The organism is Paenibacillus sp. V4I3 (genome assembly GCF_030817215.1).
In the GTDB taxonomy this organism is placed as follows: domain Bacteria; phylum Bacillota; class Bacilli; order Paenibacillales; family NBRC-103111; genus Paenibacillus_E.
This window is the reverse complement of the sequence record NZ_JAUSZA010000001.1, coordinates 6,478,511-6,497,266: the sequence shown is the minus strand read 5'-3', so window position 1 is coordinate 6,497,266 and position 18,756 is coordinate 6,478,511. Positions and strand designations below refer to the sequence as shown.

The 18,756-nt window shown below is 39.4% G+C and carries 17 protein-coding genes; 12 read left to right on the top strand and 5 right to left on the bottom strand.

Going from position 1 to position 18,756, the window contains the following annotated elements; all coding sequences use genetic code 11:
- Positions 1-160 precede the first annotated feature (160 nt).
- Together QFZ77_RS30005 and QFZ77_RS30000 are read left to right on the top strand one after the other, a co-directional pair.
- Positions 161-1,651 carry a DHA2 family efflux MFS transporter permease subunit gene (locus QFZ77_RS30005; protein WP_307445318.1) on the top strand — a complete coding sequence of 497 codons (1,491 nt, stop codon included), beginning with the start codon at positions 161-163 and terminating at the stop codon, positions 1,649-1,651.
- Positions 1,652-2,171: 520 nt separating this feature from the next.
- Positions 2,172-2,939, top strand: a complete 768-nt coding sequence (locus QFZ77_RS30000) for a 3'-5' exonuclease (protein ID WP_307445316.1) — start codon at positions 2,172-2,174, stop codon at positions 2,937-2,939.
- A 224-nt stretch (positions 2,940-3,163) separates the two neighbouring features.
- Here QFZ77_RS30000 and QFZ77_RS29995 read toward each other — a convergent pair whose 3' ends face one another.
- Positions 3,164-3,376, bottom strand: coding sequence for an alpha/beta-type small acid-soluble spore protein (locus QFZ77_RS29995; protein WP_307445314.1), 213 nt, complete (start codon positions 3,374-3,376; stop codon positions 3,164-3,166).
- Between the two features lie 1,110 nt (positions 3,377-4,486).
- Entirely contained in the window at positions 4,487-4,894 is a 408-nt protein-coding gene (locus QFZ77_RS29990; protein WP_307445310.1) for a GyrI-like domain-containing protein, read from the bottom strand.
- A 495-nt stretch (positions 4,895-5,389) separates the two neighbouring features.
- Here QFZ77_RS29990 and QFZ77_RS29985 point away from each other — a divergent pair, with 495 nt between their 5' ends.
- The 4 genes from QFZ77_RS29985 to QFZ77_RS29970 all read left to right on the top strand — a co-directional run bounded on the left by QFZ77_RS29985 (position 5,390) and on the right by QFZ77_RS29970 (position 7,695).
- Entirely contained in the window at positions 5,390-5,722 is a 333-nt protein-coding gene (locus tag QFZ77_RS29985; protein ID WP_307445305.1) for a hypothetical protein, read from the top strand.
- A 223-nt stretch (positions 5,723-5,945) separates the two neighbouring features.
- Positions 5,946-6,398 carry a MarR family winged helix-turn-helix transcriptional regulator gene (locus tag QFZ77_RS29980; protein WP_307445302.1) on the top strand — a complete coding sequence of 151 codons (453 nt, stop codon included), beginning with the start codon at positions 5,946-5,948 and terminating at the stop codon, positions 6,396-6,398.
- 24 nt (positions 6,399-6,422) lie between these two features.
- On the top strand, positions 6,423-6,941 hold the full coding sequence (paiA, locus tag QFZ77_RS29975; protein ID WP_307445299.1) for a spermidine/spermine N(1)-acetyltransferase: 519 nt from the start codon (positions 6,423-6,425) through the stop codon (positions 6,939-6,941).
- Between the two features lie 142 nt (positions 6,942-7,083).
- Positions 7,084-7,695: an FMN-binding negative transcriptional regulator gene (locus tag QFZ77_RS29970; RefSeq protein WP_307445297.1), complete on the top strand. Its 612-nt coding sequence runs from the start codon at positions 7,084-7,086 to the stop codon at positions 7,693-7,695.
- Positions 7,696-7,933: 238 nt separating this feature from the next.
- Here the strand turns inward: QFZ77_RS29970 and QFZ77_RS29965 are convergent, their stop codons facing one another.
- A complete protein-coding gene (locus QFZ77_RS29965; protein ID WP_307445294.1) occupies positions 7,934-9,070 on the bottom strand; it encodes a hypothetical protein in 1,137 nt (378 codons plus the stop codon).
- A 436-nt stretch (positions 9,071-9,506) separates the two neighbouring features.
- On the opposite strand from QFZ77_RS29965, the gene QFZ77_RS29960 reads away from it, so the two are divergent.
- From QFZ77_RS29960 to QFZ77_RS29950, 3 genes are all read left to right on the top strand, one after another.
- On the top strand, positions 9,507-10,865 hold the full coding sequence (locus QFZ77_RS29960) for an ABC transporter substrate-binding protein (protein ID WP_307445291.1): 1,359 nt from the start codon (positions 9,507-9,509) through the stop codon (positions 10,863-10,865).
- 108 nt (positions 10,866-10,973) lie between these two features.
- Positions 10,974-11,852 carry a carbohydrate ABC transporter permease gene (locus QFZ77_RS29955; RefSeq protein ID WP_047687703.1) on the top strand — a complete coding sequence of 293 codons (879 nt, stop codon included), beginning with the start codon at positions 10,974-10,976 and terminating at the stop codon, positions 11,850-11,852.
- Between the two features lie 12 nt (positions 11,853-11,864).
- Entirely contained in the window at positions 11,865-12,755 is an 891-nt protein-coding gene (locus QFZ77_RS29950; protein WP_307445282.1) for a carbohydrate ABC transporter permease, read from the top strand.
- Here the strand turns inward: QFZ77_RS29950 and QFZ77_RS29945 are convergent.
- Positions 12,745-13,656 carry a helix-turn-helix domain-containing protein gene (locus QFZ77_RS29945; RefSeq protein ID WP_307445279.1) on the bottom strand — a complete coding sequence of 304 codons (912 nt, stop codon included), beginning with the start codon at positions 13,654-13,656 and terminating at the stop codon, positions 12,745-12,747. The two genes, QFZ77_RS29950 and QFZ77_RS29945, sit on opposite strands and share 11 nt — an antisense overlap.
- Positions 13,657-13,774: 118 nt before the next feature.
- On the opposite strand from QFZ77_RS29945, the gene QFZ77_RS29940 reads away from it, so the two are divergent.
- Complete coding sequence (locus QFZ77_RS29940; RefSeq protein ID WP_307445276.1) at positions 13,775-15,064, top strand: hypothetical protein; 1,290 nt, start codon at positions 13,775-13,777, stop codon at positions 15,062-15,064.
- Positions 15,065-15,077: 13 nt separating this feature from the next.
- Positions 15,078-16,046, top strand: coding sequence for a hypothetical protein (locus QFZ77_RS29935; RefSeq protein ID WP_307445274.1), 969 nt, complete (start codon positions 15,078-15,080; stop codon positions 16,044-16,046).
- A gap of 106 nt (positions 16,047-16,152) precedes the next feature.
- Here QFZ77_RS29935 and QFZ77_RS29930 read toward each other — a convergent pair whose 3' ends face one another.
- Complete coding sequence (locus QFZ77_RS29930) at positions 16,153-17,886, bottom strand: ABC transporter ATP-binding protein (RefSeq protein WP_307445272.1); 1,734 nt, start codon at positions 17,884-17,886, stop codon at positions 16,153-16,155.
- 350 nt (positions 17,887-18,236) lie between these two features.
- On the opposite strand from QFZ77_RS29930, the gene QFZ77_RS29925 reads away from it, so the two are divergent.
- Positions 18,237-18,719, top strand: a complete 483-nt coding sequence (locus QFZ77_RS29925) for a DUF2975 domain-containing protein (RefSeq protein WP_307445269.1) — start codon at positions 18,237-18,239, stop codon at positions 18,717-18,719.
- The last annotated feature ends 37 nt before the right edge of the window (positions 18,720-18,756 follow it).

The following is an 18,756-nucleotide window of genomic DNA, read 5'->3' as shown; positions in this document are numbered from 1 at the left end:
ATAGACGACAAATCTATTGAAAATGTCATCTAATAAACATTTATAAAAAAGTTGTTGCTTGTGATCATTAGGATAGATGAATATAATACTATTTACATCGAGTTTATTATACAACATAATGTCAATTAGTTTGAAATTGAATTTGAAAGGAATAAGTGAAATGAGTAAAATTGCAGCATTTGATAGTAGTTCTATTAAGAAAGGTCCACTTTTATTTGTTATGATTCTGGGGGCATTTATTGCTATTCTGAATCAGACGATTATGAGTGTTGCTTTACCGGAGCTCATGGTCGAATTTAATATTGCCGCTTCGACAGGCCAATGGCTGACCACTGGCTATATGTTGGTTAACGGCGTTTTAATTCCGATAACAGCGTTCCTCATGCAACGATTTACGACGCGTGAGCTGTTTCAAGCATCCATGATTATTTTTCTCATTGGAAGCATTGTTTCAGCCGTGGCGCCTGGCTTTGAAGTATTGTTGGCTGGCCGCCTGATTCAAGCAGCCGGGGCTGGGATTTTAATGCCGCTTCTTATGAATGTCATCCTGACAATCTATCCGCCAGACAAGCGCGGAGCTGCTATGGGAATGGTTGGTTTGTCTATCATTTTCGCCCCTGCTGTCGGTCCTGCTATAGTTGGTTATATTTTGGAGCATTATTCATGGCGTACTCTTTTCTATGGCATCATTCCATTTGCTTTCATCGTTATTGTGGTTGCTTTTGTATATCTGAAAAATGTCTCCGAACGTACCTATCCCAAAATTGATACGTGGGGTGCGGTTCTCTCAACAATCGGATTCGGTTTCCTTCTTTACGGCTTCAGTAGTGCTGGTGGCAAGGGATGGTCAAGTACAGAAGTTGTCCTGTCTATTATTGTAGGTGTAGTGGCCTTAATATTGTTTACATGGCGACAACTGGTTATCGAAAGCCCACTTCTAGATCTTAGGGCTTTCAAACACAACATGTTTACCCTGACAACGGTAATCAACATTGCGGTTACGATGGTCATGTATGCCGATATGATGCTGCTTCCCTTGTATTTGCAGAATGCTCGCGGATATACTCCGTTGGATTCCGGAGTACTTATGCTCCCTGGTGCACTCCTAATGGGGTTCATGATGCCAGTGGCTGGAAAACTGTTCGATAAGTTTGGAGCGAAATGGTTGTCCATTATCGGTATGGCAATTACAATTGTAACCACACTTGGATTCATCAATTTGACGGATTCAACAAGTTATACTTATTTAGTCCTCATGTCCACAGGACGACGCTTCGGTATGGCGCTTTTCTTAATGCCAATCACCACGGCGGGCCTCAATCAATTGCCTTCCAGACTGAATGCGCATGGTACCGCTATTTCCAATACTATCAAGCAAGTGGCAGGCGGCGTAGGTACAGCATTGCTAGTCACGGTTATGACGACCAGAACCAAATCTCATCTCGTAGACCTGATGACGGTAAACGGAACGGCGAATGCTTCCAAGGAACTTATAAAAGAGGCGTCTATTCTGGGAATTAATGATTCTTATCTTGTTATTGTTGGCATCGGAATTGTTGGTTTGCTGCTTTCCTTCTTCATTAAACGTGTAGGTCAGGCCGAAGAAGAACCGAAAATCATTGTAACTCTGAAACCCGTTAATGCAACTTAGGAATAACAGATAAAAGTTATTCATATTTCAATTGCCAAATAACGCGGAACGTTAGTTAAACGAAACAAGGAGCAGTTTGCCACGGCAACAGCTCCTTGTTTTATTAACGGAAACTATAGCTTAATTAACAATCAAGACAAGACAAGACAAGACAAGGGGTGCCTGCAAATCGTCAGCATTCTTGAGATGGTTAGTTGTAAGCCTTAATGGAAATATTACGTGTGCGATGTGTAAATGGGTCACATTCGATTTTCCTAAAGAGGGGATTTATTAACTATCATCTAGTACATTGGTAAGTCTGGAAAAACCTAATACTTGAAATGATCGATGAGAATATGATATCTTCATATTCCACGGGTGAATGAGCTGGTGAGGATCACTCTTTCCATGGATAAACCGGGGTTGAAGGTTCTCATAATAAATTCCATGACCAAGTCTGTTCGGCATATGCTGGATCAATCATGGTCTTTTTTTAATTTAAATAGATCATATATTAGAAAAGGTAAGAGGTGAAAAGCGAGTGCATTATATAGTTATGGATATGGAGTTCAATGGTAGGAGACACTACGATATATATCCTATGGAGACTATTGAAATTGGGGCTGTAAAGTTAAATGAGCAATTGGAAATTGTCGACACATTTCAAAGCTTTATTCGTCCTAAATTTCCTTTAAATAGGTTTGCACTGGAGTTTTGCGGTATTACAGAAGAAACATTATTAAAAAGTAAGCCTTTTGAGGTAGTTATAGAGAAATTCAAAAAATTTTGCGGCAACGATTTTAAATTGATTGCATGGGGCGGCAGCGATTTCTTTACTTTACTAGTTGATTGCAAAGTGAATCGCATTAAAAATGAATGGGTAACTACTCATTTATTGGACATGACTCGTTTTTTTGAAGGAGGCTTGCAACAAGCTTTAGAAGATCATGGCCTTCATTTCATAGGGCAAAGCCATTCAGCAATGGATGATGCTTTAAATACTGTGCATTTATTGATGTTAAAACCAGGGCTTGTAAATGATACGAACTATTTCATACCAGACCCTTTCAAAATATGTACGGGCGGCATAAAGAAATGGATCCAAATTTCCCTGGACGAAGCTCTTCAAAATAACCAAATTTTAAGATGGGACGATTTTTTAAGGGATCAGAATACGCAAAAGTATATATCCATTATGAACTTAACCGATAACGAAATTGGAATGGTACAAAAGTTATTTAATAAATTTGCCCAAATGAAATATGGTTCCAAATATCATTTCATACGGAGCAACAGCGCTATTTGCTAGCCGATTCTGTAACTGTAAAGATATTACTCCGAATTCGTGGTAACCTAATCCTATAGTACAATGTTTATTTTCGAAAAGAATGGAAAGTTTTATGGACATATTGTTAAGAATAAGACTGATATGATATAGATTACTTCACAACATAAAAAAGACTACATTCACCTGAGGAGAAAAGGGGGTTGTAGTCTTTTTCGTGCTTGCTTGCTCCTACATCAAAAAAAGGATTAGCGTTGGAAGCTGGAAAGTTGTTGTTCAGCTATTTGCACTAATCTTTTTGTAATATTGCCACCTATGGCACCTGCATCGCGTGTGGCGAGGTTTCCGTTATATGCATTTGGTTGGAATGGAATTCCAAGCTCTTGAGCTATTTCAACCTTCAACTGATTTAAAGCAGCCTTTGCTTGTGGAACTACTAATGTGTTGTTGTTATTAGCCATTTATGCAACTCCTTCTCTAGGTGTAATATTAGGATGTGGATTGTAAAGAAATCTTATACATTTAAATTTGAAGTTAAATTTCTAGCTCTGTTTGCTATTTTGATAATTTGTCTGTTAATTTCTCTCTGCAGGTAAATCCTATGAGTAAAGGGACCATATATTCTGATATTAAGAGGATTAAACTAACGGAGAACAAGAGCTCAATCAAAAGCGATGCGGCTGCCGTTCGAGGAATTCATTGTATAGCTGCACCCTTTAAATGCACACAATATTAATGCTTCAAAATTACTCTAAGGGTGGGGCTAATATCATGTCAACACACGACCAACAACAAGAAAATCACGCTAAAGACCAAAAAGATAACAAACCAAATCATGGCAGCAGAAAAAAGAAGAAGAAGAAATAATGGCATTGATGATGTCAAAAATAATTCAAGTGGTTAACAAAAGCGCGAAAAAAGCCCAGGGTGATGCTTTCCCTCGGGCTTTTAGTTTGTCCGGTGCCGCAAATATTATTAATTCGTCATGGAATCTGAAGAAGATACGGTAAACATACAGGAACCCTTAACGAGTAAAGGCATAGATGGACTTGGTCCAGTATCACTTATATTCGGTGGACTTTCTCTACTTTGTGTTCCGTTCGTATTTCGATATATCCCAAGTGGTATTACGCAACCTCTGGATAAACAATCGGGTACACGAATCGTAGAGCTATCTGACGGATTAGATCGTCGCTTTTGAAAATCCCAGCAGAAACGGCGAACGGTGGTCAAAGCAGCAGTAAAGCCACCTAAATGAATTAAGACTTCATTTATTTCACTTTCCTCAATTCATTCATCAAAGATTATATAGGTGTGTTCGGTTCTAACGTAACCCTGGAGAAAAATAAATATTTGCAGAAACATTTACAAATGCCGACTAAACCAATCTTCTTACATAATCAGTTGTCCAAGTGTCGCCTTGAGCGCGTCTCAAACCATCTAAACTAATATTAATGTCGTTAACGTGATCTGGAACACCGGAGTATTATCGGCCAGGCTACTCCAGCCGCAATCGTATCGAAACATGCGAAACAATAAGAAAAACGAGCTAACCTCTTTTGGTTTGTTGTTTAATTTATTTGTATTTGGAGTTCGGTAATAAAGTCTTCATCGTTTGAAGAAGCATAATTATTTGGAAGCGAAACTTCGTATACATTATTTTCAGTTGGATAGCCTAGTAAATCGTAGGCTTCTTTTAGTTTGCAAAAATGATCGTAATATCCGGTTTTAGACCACTTAAAGGTGATGCACATATACATACCTTCTGGAATCGAATCGACATAAACACCTAATGGTAAGGAAGTTAAATCCGTTTTAGAAATAGAAGTATAAAGGCTGCTGTAATGGAACTTTTCAATGGATTCATAACTTTTCAAAGGATACATGCAGCCACATAGAGGAGCCATAACAGTCCCTTCTTTTTCAAGTGCTATAGCGAGTCCTCTGAAATTTAAATTATGTTGATCAAGTGGAGTCACTATGGTTTTGCAATCTACTTTTAAGACGGATCGTTCATCAATTTTGCGGGTAAATCCAAGAACTCACACATGGATTCAGGCGGCAGTTTTATTAGAATAGGTTTCCCCAAGGTTCAAGTTTGGAAACCATTATTCGAGTATTACAAGATGCAGCCAAATCATATGATATAGTCGGCTTAGGTATCACAGAACATCTCCCTTGGGACTCTTTATTCCTACAGAACATGCTGTCCCGCCTACCTCTGATTGGCGATATCCATAACGAAAAACGCCCTACATTTAACAATCTATAAATTAAAGTCTAAGGAATTGTACATGGTAAAATCAGGAGTTTGCTAACGGAGAACGATAGTTCAATATCAAAAGGGCTGCCGCGTGGCAGCCCTTTGCTCAACGGGCAGGATTGTTGAGAAAAAAAACTTGCATAAAATATAGGAACTTGAAACAATCTGATGAAATCTTCCGTTATAAAGCCTAAATAGGGGGAGGACCTTAATGAAAAAAATAATAATACCAATATTGGCACTCATTCTTTTTGGATCGTTAATAGTGGGGTGTTCTAATGTTCAAACTGACTACCCATCCGTTGTAAGGTGGAACGGACAAAACTACTTTCCATCTGCAGAAACCATACCATTGACTATGATTGGGGAACAATTAGGAACGATTAAAAAACAAATAAAAACAATGCCAAAAAAAGATTTCGAATCGAATGTTTTTACCAAAGGAAGTGAGCTATTTGAAGTAATAGATAATGATACATCAAAAGTAATTGCGGTCCTTTTTGACGGGGAATATCGAAAAGCTATGATTGTTGAGTTTCGATGAAGTCGATTTAAATCAGCTAATACCATATCTGATTTATTCAACCAACGAGAAACGATAGCTTCATAAGAACAACCCGAGCAGGCGTCGTAGCGACCCTGCTTTTTTCGTTGTGCTAACGGTTAGTATGGAAAAGCCTGTAGGAATTTTTGTTGTAAATACAACAAAAATGATGTACTATTTTTTTACGACGTTTGAAAAATACAATATTAGTGGAGTTGCAATTATGAAGGAAATTCTACGTGAGGTTGGAATGATTGCTAGGGCATTGGATTCTATAAGTAATATAGAATTTAAAAAATATGACCTTACAAAAGGACAGTACTTGTACCTCGTACGAATATGTGAAAATCCAGGAATTATTCAAGAAAAGTTAGCTGAAATGATAAAGGTAGACCGAACAACAGCTGCTCGTGCTATAAAGAAACTGGAGATTAATGGATTTATTGAAAAAAATGATGATCAATATAACCAAAAAATTAAAAAACTATTTCCTACAGAGAAAGGGAAGACTGTTTACCCTTTTATAAAAAGCGAAAACGATTATTCCAATATGGTCGCACTATCTGGATTCTCCGAAAGTGAAGTAGAAACGATTTTTAACCTGCTGCAAAGAGTCAGAAAAAATGTAGAAAAAGACTGGGAGTTTGTAAAAAAGGGAAACAAGAGAAATTATTGATTTAGTAAAAGGAGGACAAATAAAATGACTATAAATATAAAAAAGTGTACATTTGAAGATCTAGGATTACTTCAAGAAATCAGTGTTGAGACATTTAATGAGACATTTAAGAATCAAAATTCACCTGAAAATATGAAAGCATACTTGGAAAAAGCATTTAACTTAAAACAATTAGAAAAAGAATTATCAAATATCTCTTCGGAATTCTATTTTATTTATTCTAATGAAGAAATTGCCGGGTATTTAAAGCTAAACACAATTGATTCTCAAACTGAAATAATGGGCAATGATTCGCTTGAAATCGAGAGGATTTATATAAGGAAAAAACTTCATAAACAGGGGCTTGGTAAATATCTAATAAATAAAGCTATAGAAATAGCGATAGAACGGAATAAAGAGAAGATCTGGCTAGGGGTTTGGGAAAAAAATGAGAGCGCAATTACCTTTTATAAAAAATTGGGCTTTGTTCAAACAGGAGCCCACTCTTTTTATATGGGTGATGAAGAACAAATAGATTTTATAATGACGAAATCACTCATATAACATTTTCTCTGAAATGATATTCATGTAACGGCGAACGTTAGTTCAGCAATCCAGGAAGCAGTTTGCCGACGCGGCAGTTGTTCCTACTATCATTAAGCTAAAGGATAGTTTTGTTATAAGAGCAAATGAGGAGGAGAAAACCATGTATATTCCTTCACACTTTCACATTGATGAAATAAAAGTCGCTTACGACATTATCAAAGAACATAGCTTTGCAACATTGTTTTCACAACAAAATGGAGTACCCTTTGCTACTCATTTACCATTAATTTTGGATAAGGAGAACAAATACTTATATGGGCATTTTGCACGTCCGAATCCTCAGTGGAAGGATATTAGCAATCAAATTGTCTTAGCCATTTTTCATGGTCCGCATTGCTATATCTCTCCTACATGGTATGAAACAAATAAAGCAGTTCCAACATGGAATTATGTAACAGTTCATGTAAACGGTGAAGTCAAACTTATTGATGATGAAAAAGAGTTAATGGATTCCTTGCATGAAATGGTATTGAAGTATGAAGCCCCTGATAGTTCATATAGATTGCAAGAGGTAGACGCAGACTTTATCGCTGGGCTGAATAAAGGGATTCAAGGATTCAAAATAAGAATCAACAAGATAGAGGGAAAAGCAAAGTTAAGTCAAAACCATTCCGTACAAAGGCAAGAACTTGTCATTAATCAACTGGAACGGATTCAGAATGGAGACGAACAAAAGATTGCCTCTCTTATGAAAGCAAACCTAAAAAAATAACTTTAGGTTATTGAACTAACGGAAATAGTGAAGGAGCTTGCCTTGCAGCAGCTCCTTTTTTATTCATTTAACGGGCAGTAGAGCGTGGTGAAGCTTATTTCGTTGCGGCTAGCCTTTCGGGTGCAGGTGGTCTTAGTCAGTATTCTCACGGGCGACAACTACCGAGAAGAGCAGGTGTGAACCTGGTTGAGAGTATGTCGAGCATACAGAAAGGGCAGATCTATCGAAAACGGAAGTGCTACTCAGACACGATGCCTGAGTTGGCGAATAGGATTGCCTCGGTGGTCTCCCAGAGCTTCGGTAGGAACTGCATGACGTCCTCTGCACGGCGGATTAAGGAATCGGTGGAGGTGATGCCGAGGTCTGCGATGATAGCCTCAAAGTCTGGAGCGAGTAAACGTTGCAGGTCCGGTGGGGCGTCTGCAACCAATATCTTATGGCAGCGCGCAAAGGTTGCGACGATCCAGAAGACCGCTTCACGGTGGTAGCCGGCCCGGATGAGTTCAAGGCTTCCGTCGATTGCAATTGGTCGTGTTGTGGCGGTGATGTCGGTGCTGAAGAAGAAAGGTGTTTTGGCCGCGGTCGCAGCGGCGTCGTATACTAGTGCGAGCTTGGCGAGATGATGTTCGATGCGCTTGGGGGTCAGATGAGCGCAGCCTAGCAGCTTCAGCAGATCTGGGTAGAGGTCAGCGTGGCCGTATTCCGTAAGCACGTCGCGTGCGGCAAGGTAGCGGAGCCGAACAGTAGGGTTGCGAAGTGCGGCCACAAGGAGGATGTGCGTTGTTACGCCGGTCGGGAATAACCACGCCGTCACTTGGTCGTGCAACGGTGCAGAAGTATCTATGGCCCGTAGCGCGTTCTCGATCTTCTGCCGAGCGTTCTCACATCGGCGACGTACCCACATCCGCTCCGCAAAGTGGCGAGATACCTGTGTTTGCAGTTTGCGCAGATGTCCGGTGGGGTCAGCAATGATCGAATCCACGCGGAAGCTGCCTGCAAGGTGATAGGACGTCAGAACCCTATCGACCGAGGCGAGTTCGTTCCAAGACAAATACGTGGCCTCCACAAGGATGCCATCGTAGATGAACTTCCCAAGTTTGAGTGGGGGCTCAGCCTGTGTGGTAACGATCACGACATCGATATCGGAGGCTACCGACAACTCAGCGTCATCAGGCAGACCTACCGTCGAGCCGCTGAAATAAGCCCCATGGAAACAAGCTTCTAGGCTGGCGTGTTGCATGACCCATTTAGCCGCTGCAGTTCGCGCAGACCCGACTTTCACGGAAGCTTGTTGAAGCTTATGACTTAACTTTATTTCATTATGTTTTGCCAGGTGAATTCCCCCAATGACTAATAATTTTTTGAACGTCTTCATACAAGTCAAACTTTAAAATGAGGATTGGGCTGCTCCTATGCGAAGAAGTCATTAGCTCATCTATTTAATAATAAGAGTTTAGCACCAGAATATAGAATATGTGATAGAGCACCTTTGTATGATGTTTAAGAGTCAAAGTTCCATTGTAAATTGAGTAGTGGCCCACATTCATATTCTTAAGGTTAACTTAACTTTTTTGACATTGTTTTCACAGAATTTGTCGAATGATAACGACTAAAATTCCGCATTAATCAGCAAAATACGACGATAATAGAGTAAGGAAAATAATATATACTAGATCAAGAAAATCCATCTACTATTCGGGAAAGTTCATTGAAAACGCTATCATCATATTCTAAAATATGTTTAACTCATAGCAGTCCAATTTATTCCAGTGGTGAGATATCTAATTATGTGAGAGGAGTCGATTGGAAGAATGGTAAAGAAAAAAACATGGGGGTTAACAACCAGCTCCGTCCTGATGCTAACGATGATTCTTACTGCTTGCAACTCTTCTGCACCGGCAGGCGGCAAGACAGCAGATGCAACGAAGGGACCAGCGCCTAAGGCTGGAAATGGAGAGGTTATCAAATTAAAGTGGAGTACTTGGGGTAATCCGGGAGAGTTAAAGCGCTTTTACGAACTGACAGATCAGTATAACAAAGATCATCCGAATGTGAAATGGGAGCTGGTAGCCGTACCGAATGATGGCTACGAAGAGAAGATCATTACTCAACTGCAGGGTGGTACTGCGCCAGACGCATTTTATGCTGGAGATCAAACTGTCGTTAAACTCATTAGTAACGGTTCAATCGAAGAATTGACACCATTGATGAAAGTAGGCAATGGCCCAATCAAAGCCGAGGATTTTGCTGAAGGATTATGGGGCGGTTCGAAGAAAGGCGATAAAATATATGGAGTCACAGTTGACTGTAATCCGTTAGTCATGTATTACAACAAGACTGTATTGACTGAAGCGGGTATCACCGACGATCCTCAGAAATTGTACGAAGCAGGGGAGTGGAATTGGAAGAAGTTACAAGAGTTAACGGAAAAGCTAAAGTCTAAAAATAAATATGGTCTTGTACTTGAAGATTGGTCATCCCCGGTTTATTCATGGGTAACGTTAAACGGAGGTAAAGCTTACGATAAGCCTCAGGATGGCAAATTCATTGGAGATCAGGATCCGAAAACGGTTGAAGCATTCCAATATCTTGCGGAAAACACAAAGAACAAAAACTTCGTATTCTCAGGTTCACTTCCTAAAGGACAAGGCCCAGATGCTATGTTCATGTCGAACCAAGTCGGATTTGGAATTGCTGGTCGTTGGTGGGTTCCGCAGTTTAATGCAAACACTTCTTTAAAATACGACATTGTCCCACTGCCAACTAACACTGGCAAAAAAATGGAACCAGCTGGCATTCCAACAGCGTACATGGTTATGAATAAAAAGACAGCTCATGCTAAAGAGACTTATGAGTTTCTATCTTACTTTGTTTCCAAGGATGGTCAAAACTTCCGTCTTAAAGGGGGAAATGCAGTTCCTTCGATTAGCGGAGTAGATGATCTCGTATTGGATAAGAATGCACAGCCGGCACATGCTCAATATTTCCTCGATGCTCGTGAGATTGGTTATGCCCTATGGCCTTCCGAATCAGGGGTTCCTGGAGCTTCTGATATTGTGAAAGATAACTACGACCTCTTGTTGTTAGGCAAACAGGATGCTCAGACGACATTAAAGAAAATAAGCGAAGGTGTTAATAAGAAGATCGACGAAGTAAAAGCGAAAAAATAAAAAATAGGATGCATGTACGGTAATGTGTGACATGAAGGAGGGAAGGATGTTTGTATTCCGTCTCTCCTTTTTTATTTTTTTTGAAACAATTTATAGGGGAGGATTTGCATGAACCGAAAACGTTCTAATACATTCTGGGGGTACTTCTTTATTGCCCCACAATTAATCGGACTGCTTTCCTTTTCACTTATCCCTCTGATCACAACCTTTGTTTTAAGTACATTAGATTGGGATGGATTTCAGCCTGCGACTTTTATTGGATTTAATAATTTCAGTTACGCCTTTCATAATCCTGATTTCCAGAAGGCTCTAGTAAATACCCTTTATTATTCCTTATTAACGGTCCCAATGGGTATTTTTCTTGCGATATTGGTCGCTGTTGCTTTGAACAAAGTGAGATATCGTGTTATGTATCGGTTGTTTTTCTTCATGCCAGTAGTTACAAGCTCTGTCGCTGTCGCGATTGTATGGATGTGGCTGCTCAATGGTGACTTCGGTATCATCAATTTTCTGCTGCATAGCTTGTTTGGCATTAAGGGTCCACAATGGTTGACCAACTTGAACCTCGTCCTGCCATCCTTGGCGATTGTGAGCATTTGGCAAAAATTAGGTTTTAACATGATTATTTTTCTGGCTGGTTTACAAGGAATATCCAGAGATTACTATGAGGCTTCTATGATCGATGGTGCATCGAGGTCACAGCAATTCTGGAAAATTACTGTGCCCCTTTTGTCACCAACTACCTTATTTGTTACCATTATTGGCATTATTGACTCGTTTAAAATCTTCGATACGGCTTTCGTTATGACGAGTGGTGGTCCAGCAAAAGCTAGTTATACGATTGTGTATCATTTGTATGAGCTAGCCTTCAAAAACTTTCAATTCGGACGCAGTGCGGCAGCGGCTACTATGCTTTTTGTTATCATTTTGACTTTCACCATTGCACAGACCTATATTTCACGCAAATGGGTCCACTACGCGGATTAAGGAGGATTTCGCATGAAAACGGTAAATCATAAATTAGTTCCAGCAAGAACAGTACCCAGTAAACAAAAGAGCAACCATATAGGTAGTAAAGTATCAACCATCCTTCTGCATGTTCTGTTGATTCTAGCCTCTGTAGTCATGTTTGGCCCGTTTTTATGGATGGCATTCAGCGGCTTAAAAGACTTAGCCCAAATCTTTCAAGTGCCGCCGACCTTATTTCCGAATCCATGGAGGTGGGAGAATATTAGCCGATCTCTAACAGCTATGCCATTTGATAAGGCATACATAAACAGTGCTTATATTTCTGTGATTGTGGTACTGAGTCAATTGTTAACATGCTCTATGGCCGCTTTTTCATTTGCTAAAATTGATTTTCCCTTTCGTAATGTTCTCTTTATCCTGTTTCTTTCCATGTTGATGGTTCCCGAACAGGTTACGATCGTTCCTCTATACATCATTTTAAAAAATCTCGGCTGGCTCGATACGCATTTATCCCTCATTGTTCCGGATGCATTGTTCAGTGCTTTTGGTGTATTTTTATTGAGGCAATTTTTTATGGGTATCCCACGTGATTTATCAGAAGCAGCCTATGTTGATGGTGCGAGCATGTGGAAAATTTACTGGCGTATCATGGTTCCCCTCATTCGTCCAGCTCTAGCTTCGTTAGCGATAGTTTCATTCTTGGGAAATTGGAACAGTTTTTTTAAGCCCGTCATTTTCCTGAGCTCAACCGACAACTTCACCGTACCTTTGATGCTTAGTACGTTTAAGGGACTCTATGTGACTGACTGGACTTTAATGATGTCTGGTTCTGCTATTGCCGTCATGCCCGTACTGCTCGTTTATCTTGTTCTCCAACGTAATATTATCGAGGGCATATCTATGACAGGCATTAAGGGTTAAGGTGAAAATAAACATTAATCGGATAATTTTCTTCCAATCGTTCGTCAGGAACGATGTGTTGGACACGCGGATCAGTGTATTCTTTGCGGTATGCTGTCGCTGTCATACCGTAATAGGCGGTAAAAGCTCGTGAAAAGTAATGATTCTCAGCATATCCACACTGCGAGGCGATTTCTTTAATGCTAAGTGTACTATGACGGAGCATATGAGAAGCGCGTTCTAGCCGCAGTTGAATGATCATTTGACGCAAAGGAATTCCGATGACACGTACGAAGACTCTAGTCAGGTGTTCATGAGATAACTGGCAATGGACTGCAATTTCGGCTACGGTGATAGGCTCAAGGAGCCTATTACGAATATAGGTTAATGCTTTGCTCACCACGAGCGGATAGGCGGGGTCGGTTACGGCCTCTTTTTTATTTTTTAAATATTTCATAGAGGGGATTGAAGTGTTTTTGCTTTTATTACCCAAGTATTCAAGTTCGCTTAGCAGAGCTAACAATAAGATATTGCACCGATTGGTATCTTTCTCTTCATGAGCGATATGGAGGATCTGGCTGATTATTGCCGATGGTAGCCCACCTTCCCTAATCGGTATTACATCACAACTCTTCGTACTAAAAAGCGTAGGCGCGAACCATTCACCACCATTGAAATGCAGAAAAAGATGACGAGTAGCTGCAGTCTCTCCGAAATGATAGCTGTGAGTTTCCCCTGCCTTTGTAAGGACCCAACTGGGCTGATTCAATGTATAAACTTGATCTCCATTTCGGTAGATGGTTCCATTTCCCTGAGGGAAAAACACCAACTCGTTATCGTCTAAAATACGTGGTCCCAGCTTCCAGTTACGTCGAACAATAAAGTCACCGCAGTAGTGTATAGTAGGCAATTTTTCATTCAATTGGAGGCACCCTTTCTGATCAAATAAATCCATTGAAATCCTTTCTTTATCTATTGTAAACGAATTCACATTAAGGGAAAATGAAATTATTCAGCGCTCGTTATAGGAGGGAATAAAGTTGGGAATTACATTTACAGGAATTGCTAATCCACATTCAATTGGTGCTTTTGGTGTTGATGCAAACGCTAAGATACTGCAGAGATATAGGTTCATTCATGAGCGTCTTATGTTTATAAGTGCAGCTCAGCTGCCTGCACGGCATAACTGGGATGTCAAAACTGCGATGGGACGGCACATCTATGAGGATGCAGAAGCAGCGGATCAGCTTCGTACACGTGTGAGTCATCTGCGTACGCCTCTTGCTAACGTTGGGCAGGAACCAGATCCAACTTTAACGCTGCTTATGGACGAAATTCTTCATGCTCGTACAGATTCCGAATGGTTAGCTGGCGTGTATACAGTGATTAAACCAGCGCTTATTGAAGCCTATAGGAGCCATATACAACGTACACAACAAATTGTAGATCAACCGACTATTCGTATACTACGCTCAATCCTTCTCGATCTGGAGGAACAAGTACTTTGGGGAGAAGCGGCAATTGCTCACCTGAAGAACGCAGGGGAGTGGGAAGAGGCTGGCACTGAAGAACTATGTACGTTAATAAAGCGATGCATCCTTGCAGCAGGTGGAATGAGCAACGAAATGAAAAGGTCTTCTGAAATACCAGAACGTATAAGATCATTCCAGGTCTATCAATTGCCCAAAAAATCGCAACGAGAAGCACGTATGGGTGAAACAACCCTTTACCGTACAAGCATGGGAATGAAATTCGAGAAGCCGAATGAGGACAGACTTGTCGGTATGATGAGAGTACGTCAGGAAGAGATGACGGCGGCGGAACTGATTGCGGCTGTGTTATGGTCACAAAAAGGAATGCCGTGGGCATTCTATCGGGACTTAGCAAGGCACTTGTGGGATGAGGTTCGCCATGCGTTGTTTGGTCAAGCAGCACTGGAGGCTGAAGGGTTAAATTGGCGTTCACGCCCGCAATATACGTCTGATTATGATATCAATATAGAAAAAATCCCGAGTGCGCAATACGCGTGGCTAAGTATTGGAATCGAAGAAGGGGCGATGAAGCGACCGGGGAAAGTAGGGGAATTTGAATTCTGCAGAGATCAAGTGAAGCATCCATTAATGACGCAGTTCCAGGATTACGATTGGGCAGATGAGGTGGTCCATGCTTCCTTCGGCCGTACATGGACTCCGGAGCTATTTGGTGAAGAACTAGGATTTATACGTGAAGTTGCTAAGCATGAGTTAGATCATTTTTTCAGTGAAGTTCGAAAGGCAGAAGAGATTGCTGCTGCCGAAGATGAAACGGAGGATAGTACAATGAGGTATTGAGGGGGGAATAACAATGAAAATTGTTCCAGACAGGTTTGAGTTTGGAATCGAAAAAGAATATGCAATAGTTTATAAAGAACGTGACTTCATAAGTTACTTATTAGCATCACAACAGATTATAAATAAAATAAAGTCTATGTCGGATATCCATGAAAATCTAGTAAAAAAAGTGGGTTATTTGTTTCGCAAAGGCTGGGAGATACATCCTGAATATTCCAATGCTTTAATAGAAGTCGTATCTCCTCCTTACACCTTGGATAGTTTTGATGAAATAATAGATGGTTTTCAAGTTTTTGAGGAAGTTGTATGTAATTTGTTAATAGACTTCAAAGAAAAAAACACAAATCTAAAAGGAGAGATTTTATTTACAGATAAATTTAGTTCTTCGACAGATACATTCATTAACTTAAAAAAAGAAAAAATCACTGATATTAAACAAATTATACTTACGGATGAAGTTGTTACTTTTGTAGGAAGTGAAAATCTACTTCCCAATTCCTTTAATAAAATTAATGATTTAAATTTACTTTATGCGGGGTTTATTTCTACTCATGTTACACTACATCCTAAATATTGTTCAAGATGGGACATTAAACATGAGGCAGAATACTTTTGGAGCTTATTAGATCTTCTGTTTTTGTCTGAATATGATATAAATGACAATACCTTTTATTATAAAGGTAGTGATGAAATCCAATGTTCAACAACACCCCGAAGCGAACTAATATCATGGGCGGATAGGACAAGTATCTTCTATGAAAAAAATATTAAACAAATAATGGAAGGCGATGCTCAAGAGAAAGTTGATACATATAAACTTTTTTTAAATGAACAACACAAAGGAAACCGAACTTATTTAGCGAAAATAAAACATATTGAAGAATGGACATTATTTGAAATTAGAAGGTTTCATAGTGGAATACCAATTAACCATATGAAAGAATTTTTATTAAATGCAAGTAAGATTATAATAAACCCATAAAACCAAACACCAAGCATAGTTCAGTATACGGAAAGAATTTTAGTCAAACTTAAAAGACGCTAAACAAAGAAATATTTGCTTAGCGTCTTTTAGGTTTATCCTAGTACTATAATTGATCAAACTGCATTTTATAAAACTTTGCATATATACCATTGTTTTCAATAAGCTTTGTATGTGTACCTTCCTCTGCAATCCCGTCTTCCGATAACACAATAATCCTTTCTGCACTTTTGATTGTGGACAGCCTATGTGCAATTACAAAAGCAGTGCGGTTCTTAGCTAACTTTTCAAAACTTTCCTGAACCACCCTTTCGCTCTCATTGTCTAGGGCGGAAGTGGCTTCATCCAATATAAGGATAGGAGGGTTTTTCAAAAATAGACGTGCGATACTTATGCGTTGTTTCTGACCGCCTGAAAGCTTTACGCCACGTTGACCTATATAGGCGTTGTAGCCATCCGGAAGCCCCCTAATAAATTCATGAGCATTCGCATTTATGGCAGCGTTGATCATTTCCTCATCGGTAGCCCCAAGATTCCCGTACAAGATGTTCTCTTTAATCGTACCCGAAAACAAATACACATCTTGTTGTACGATCCCAATATTGTCACGCAATGATTTTAGCCTTATGTTTTTTATATCCGTACCATCAATTTTTATTGTACCTTCACTGGTTTCATAAAAACGCGGGATTAAACTGCAAAGGGTCGTTTTTCCAACTCCAGAAGGTCCTACAAGTGCTACATATTCACCGGGTCTTGCTGTAATGGTTATATTCTTAAACACATAATTCGAGTCGCTGGCATACTGGAAGCTTACGTTTACAAATTCCACTGAACCCTTTACATTGCTTAGCTCAGTAGCATCTTTGGCATCGGTAATGTCCGACTCAATCGCTATAATTTCCATAAAACGTTCAAATCCAGCCACCCCATTTTGAAGATTCTGAGTAAAGTTCACTAACCTTTTCACAGGGTCGATTAAGGTGTTTATGTATAACAAAAAGGTAATCAACTCGGTTAGAAGCAACTGGTTATAACTTATAAGAATGGCGCCCGCGATAACAACCGAAATGTTAATCAATGAAATAAACCCAGTCAAACCATTGTAGAACAATGCCTCCACCAAATATCCTTTTTTCCTGCTTTCTAAAAAACGATGGTTACTGCTTCTAAATTTATCCACTTCGATGTCTTCATTAGCAAACGATTGCACAACTCGAATCCCAGAAAGGCTGTCTTCAATTTGAGCGTTTATATCTGCGATACGTTCTTTATTTTTTTTAAGAGCGTGCTTCATCTTGATACTATAGCGATATGCAAAAATAAACATGAAAGGTAAAATCAAAAAAGTAGCTGACGCGAGTACCCAATTTATACTTAGCAATATAATGAACGAGCCCAGGATTCTCACCAAAGAGATCACCGTATCTTCTGGTCCATGGTGTGCAAGTTCGGATACATCGAATAAGTCTGTAGTTATCCGCGACATCAGTTGCCCAGTTCTGGCATTATCGTGATACGAAAACGAGAGCTTTTGAACATGCTGAAACAAATTCTTTCGCATGTCAGACTCGATCTTTGCCCCCATCGCATGCCCAAAATAGTCGGTATAGAAGTTGCTGACATACTCCACGACCATCAGAAATAAAAAGATGCCAACCATTTTAAAAACTAACGCAATATCGATTCCTTCGTCACTTATTGCGTTTTTGGTTATTTGATTTACCAGCAAGGGATAGGCAAGTACGGTCATCGAAGCTAGTGCTGCAAATAACAAATCGGCAAACAACACTTTTTTATAAGGTTTGTAGTAAGCTAGAAACTTTTTTAACTTTTCCACGAACTATTCCTCCAATTTATCCTTCTTTTAAGGATTACAGTGTTTTCTATAGTGAAATTGTTGATCATATTCACAGATTTTGTAAAATTTTTCATCTTTATCACTCCAATCGTTTTATTTTCATGGTAGCATCCCAAACCAGGCACCACAATTTAACAAATCATTATAATCAATTCTTATCATCTTATGGACGAAAGGGAGGATAGTGGAACGAGCTTTTTATCTTTGTCTAAAATTAAATGGATATCTATATAACAACAATAATATAATCATAATCGGTAATTATGTATTGTGAAACGATAAACTGCGTATTATAATCAAGTTAACAATAAATAAGTGAGGTGCTTTTTATGAAACGAGTGTCAACGCTCTTTTTAAAGATAGCTGTTATTTTTATTGGAATTCCGATTCTTGCTTTGTGCATCTTTTTGGTGCCTGAGATAGGGAATATTGCAGCAAAATTGCTTCCAGAGTTTGCTTATATAAAATATCTCGTTTCCATCGTATTTTATGCATCGGCGATACCTTTTTACTTTGCTTTGTATCAGGCTTTCAAACTTTTACGCTATATTGACAAAAATAAAGCCTTCTCCGAATTATCTGTAAAAGCTTTAAAGAAAATCAAACACTGTGCCATCACAATCAGTACCTTGCATGTGCTAGTCTTGCCGCTCTTCTATCTCTTTGCGGATAAAGACGACGCCCCAGGTGTCATCTTTATCGGATTGGTTGTTCCTTTTGCTTCCATGGTGATTGCAGTCTTTGCCGCTGTTCTTCAAAGACTTTTACAAGAAGCGATTGATATAAAATCGGAAAATGACTTAATAGTCTGAGGTGATTAACCGGCAATAGTAATCAATATTGATGTGA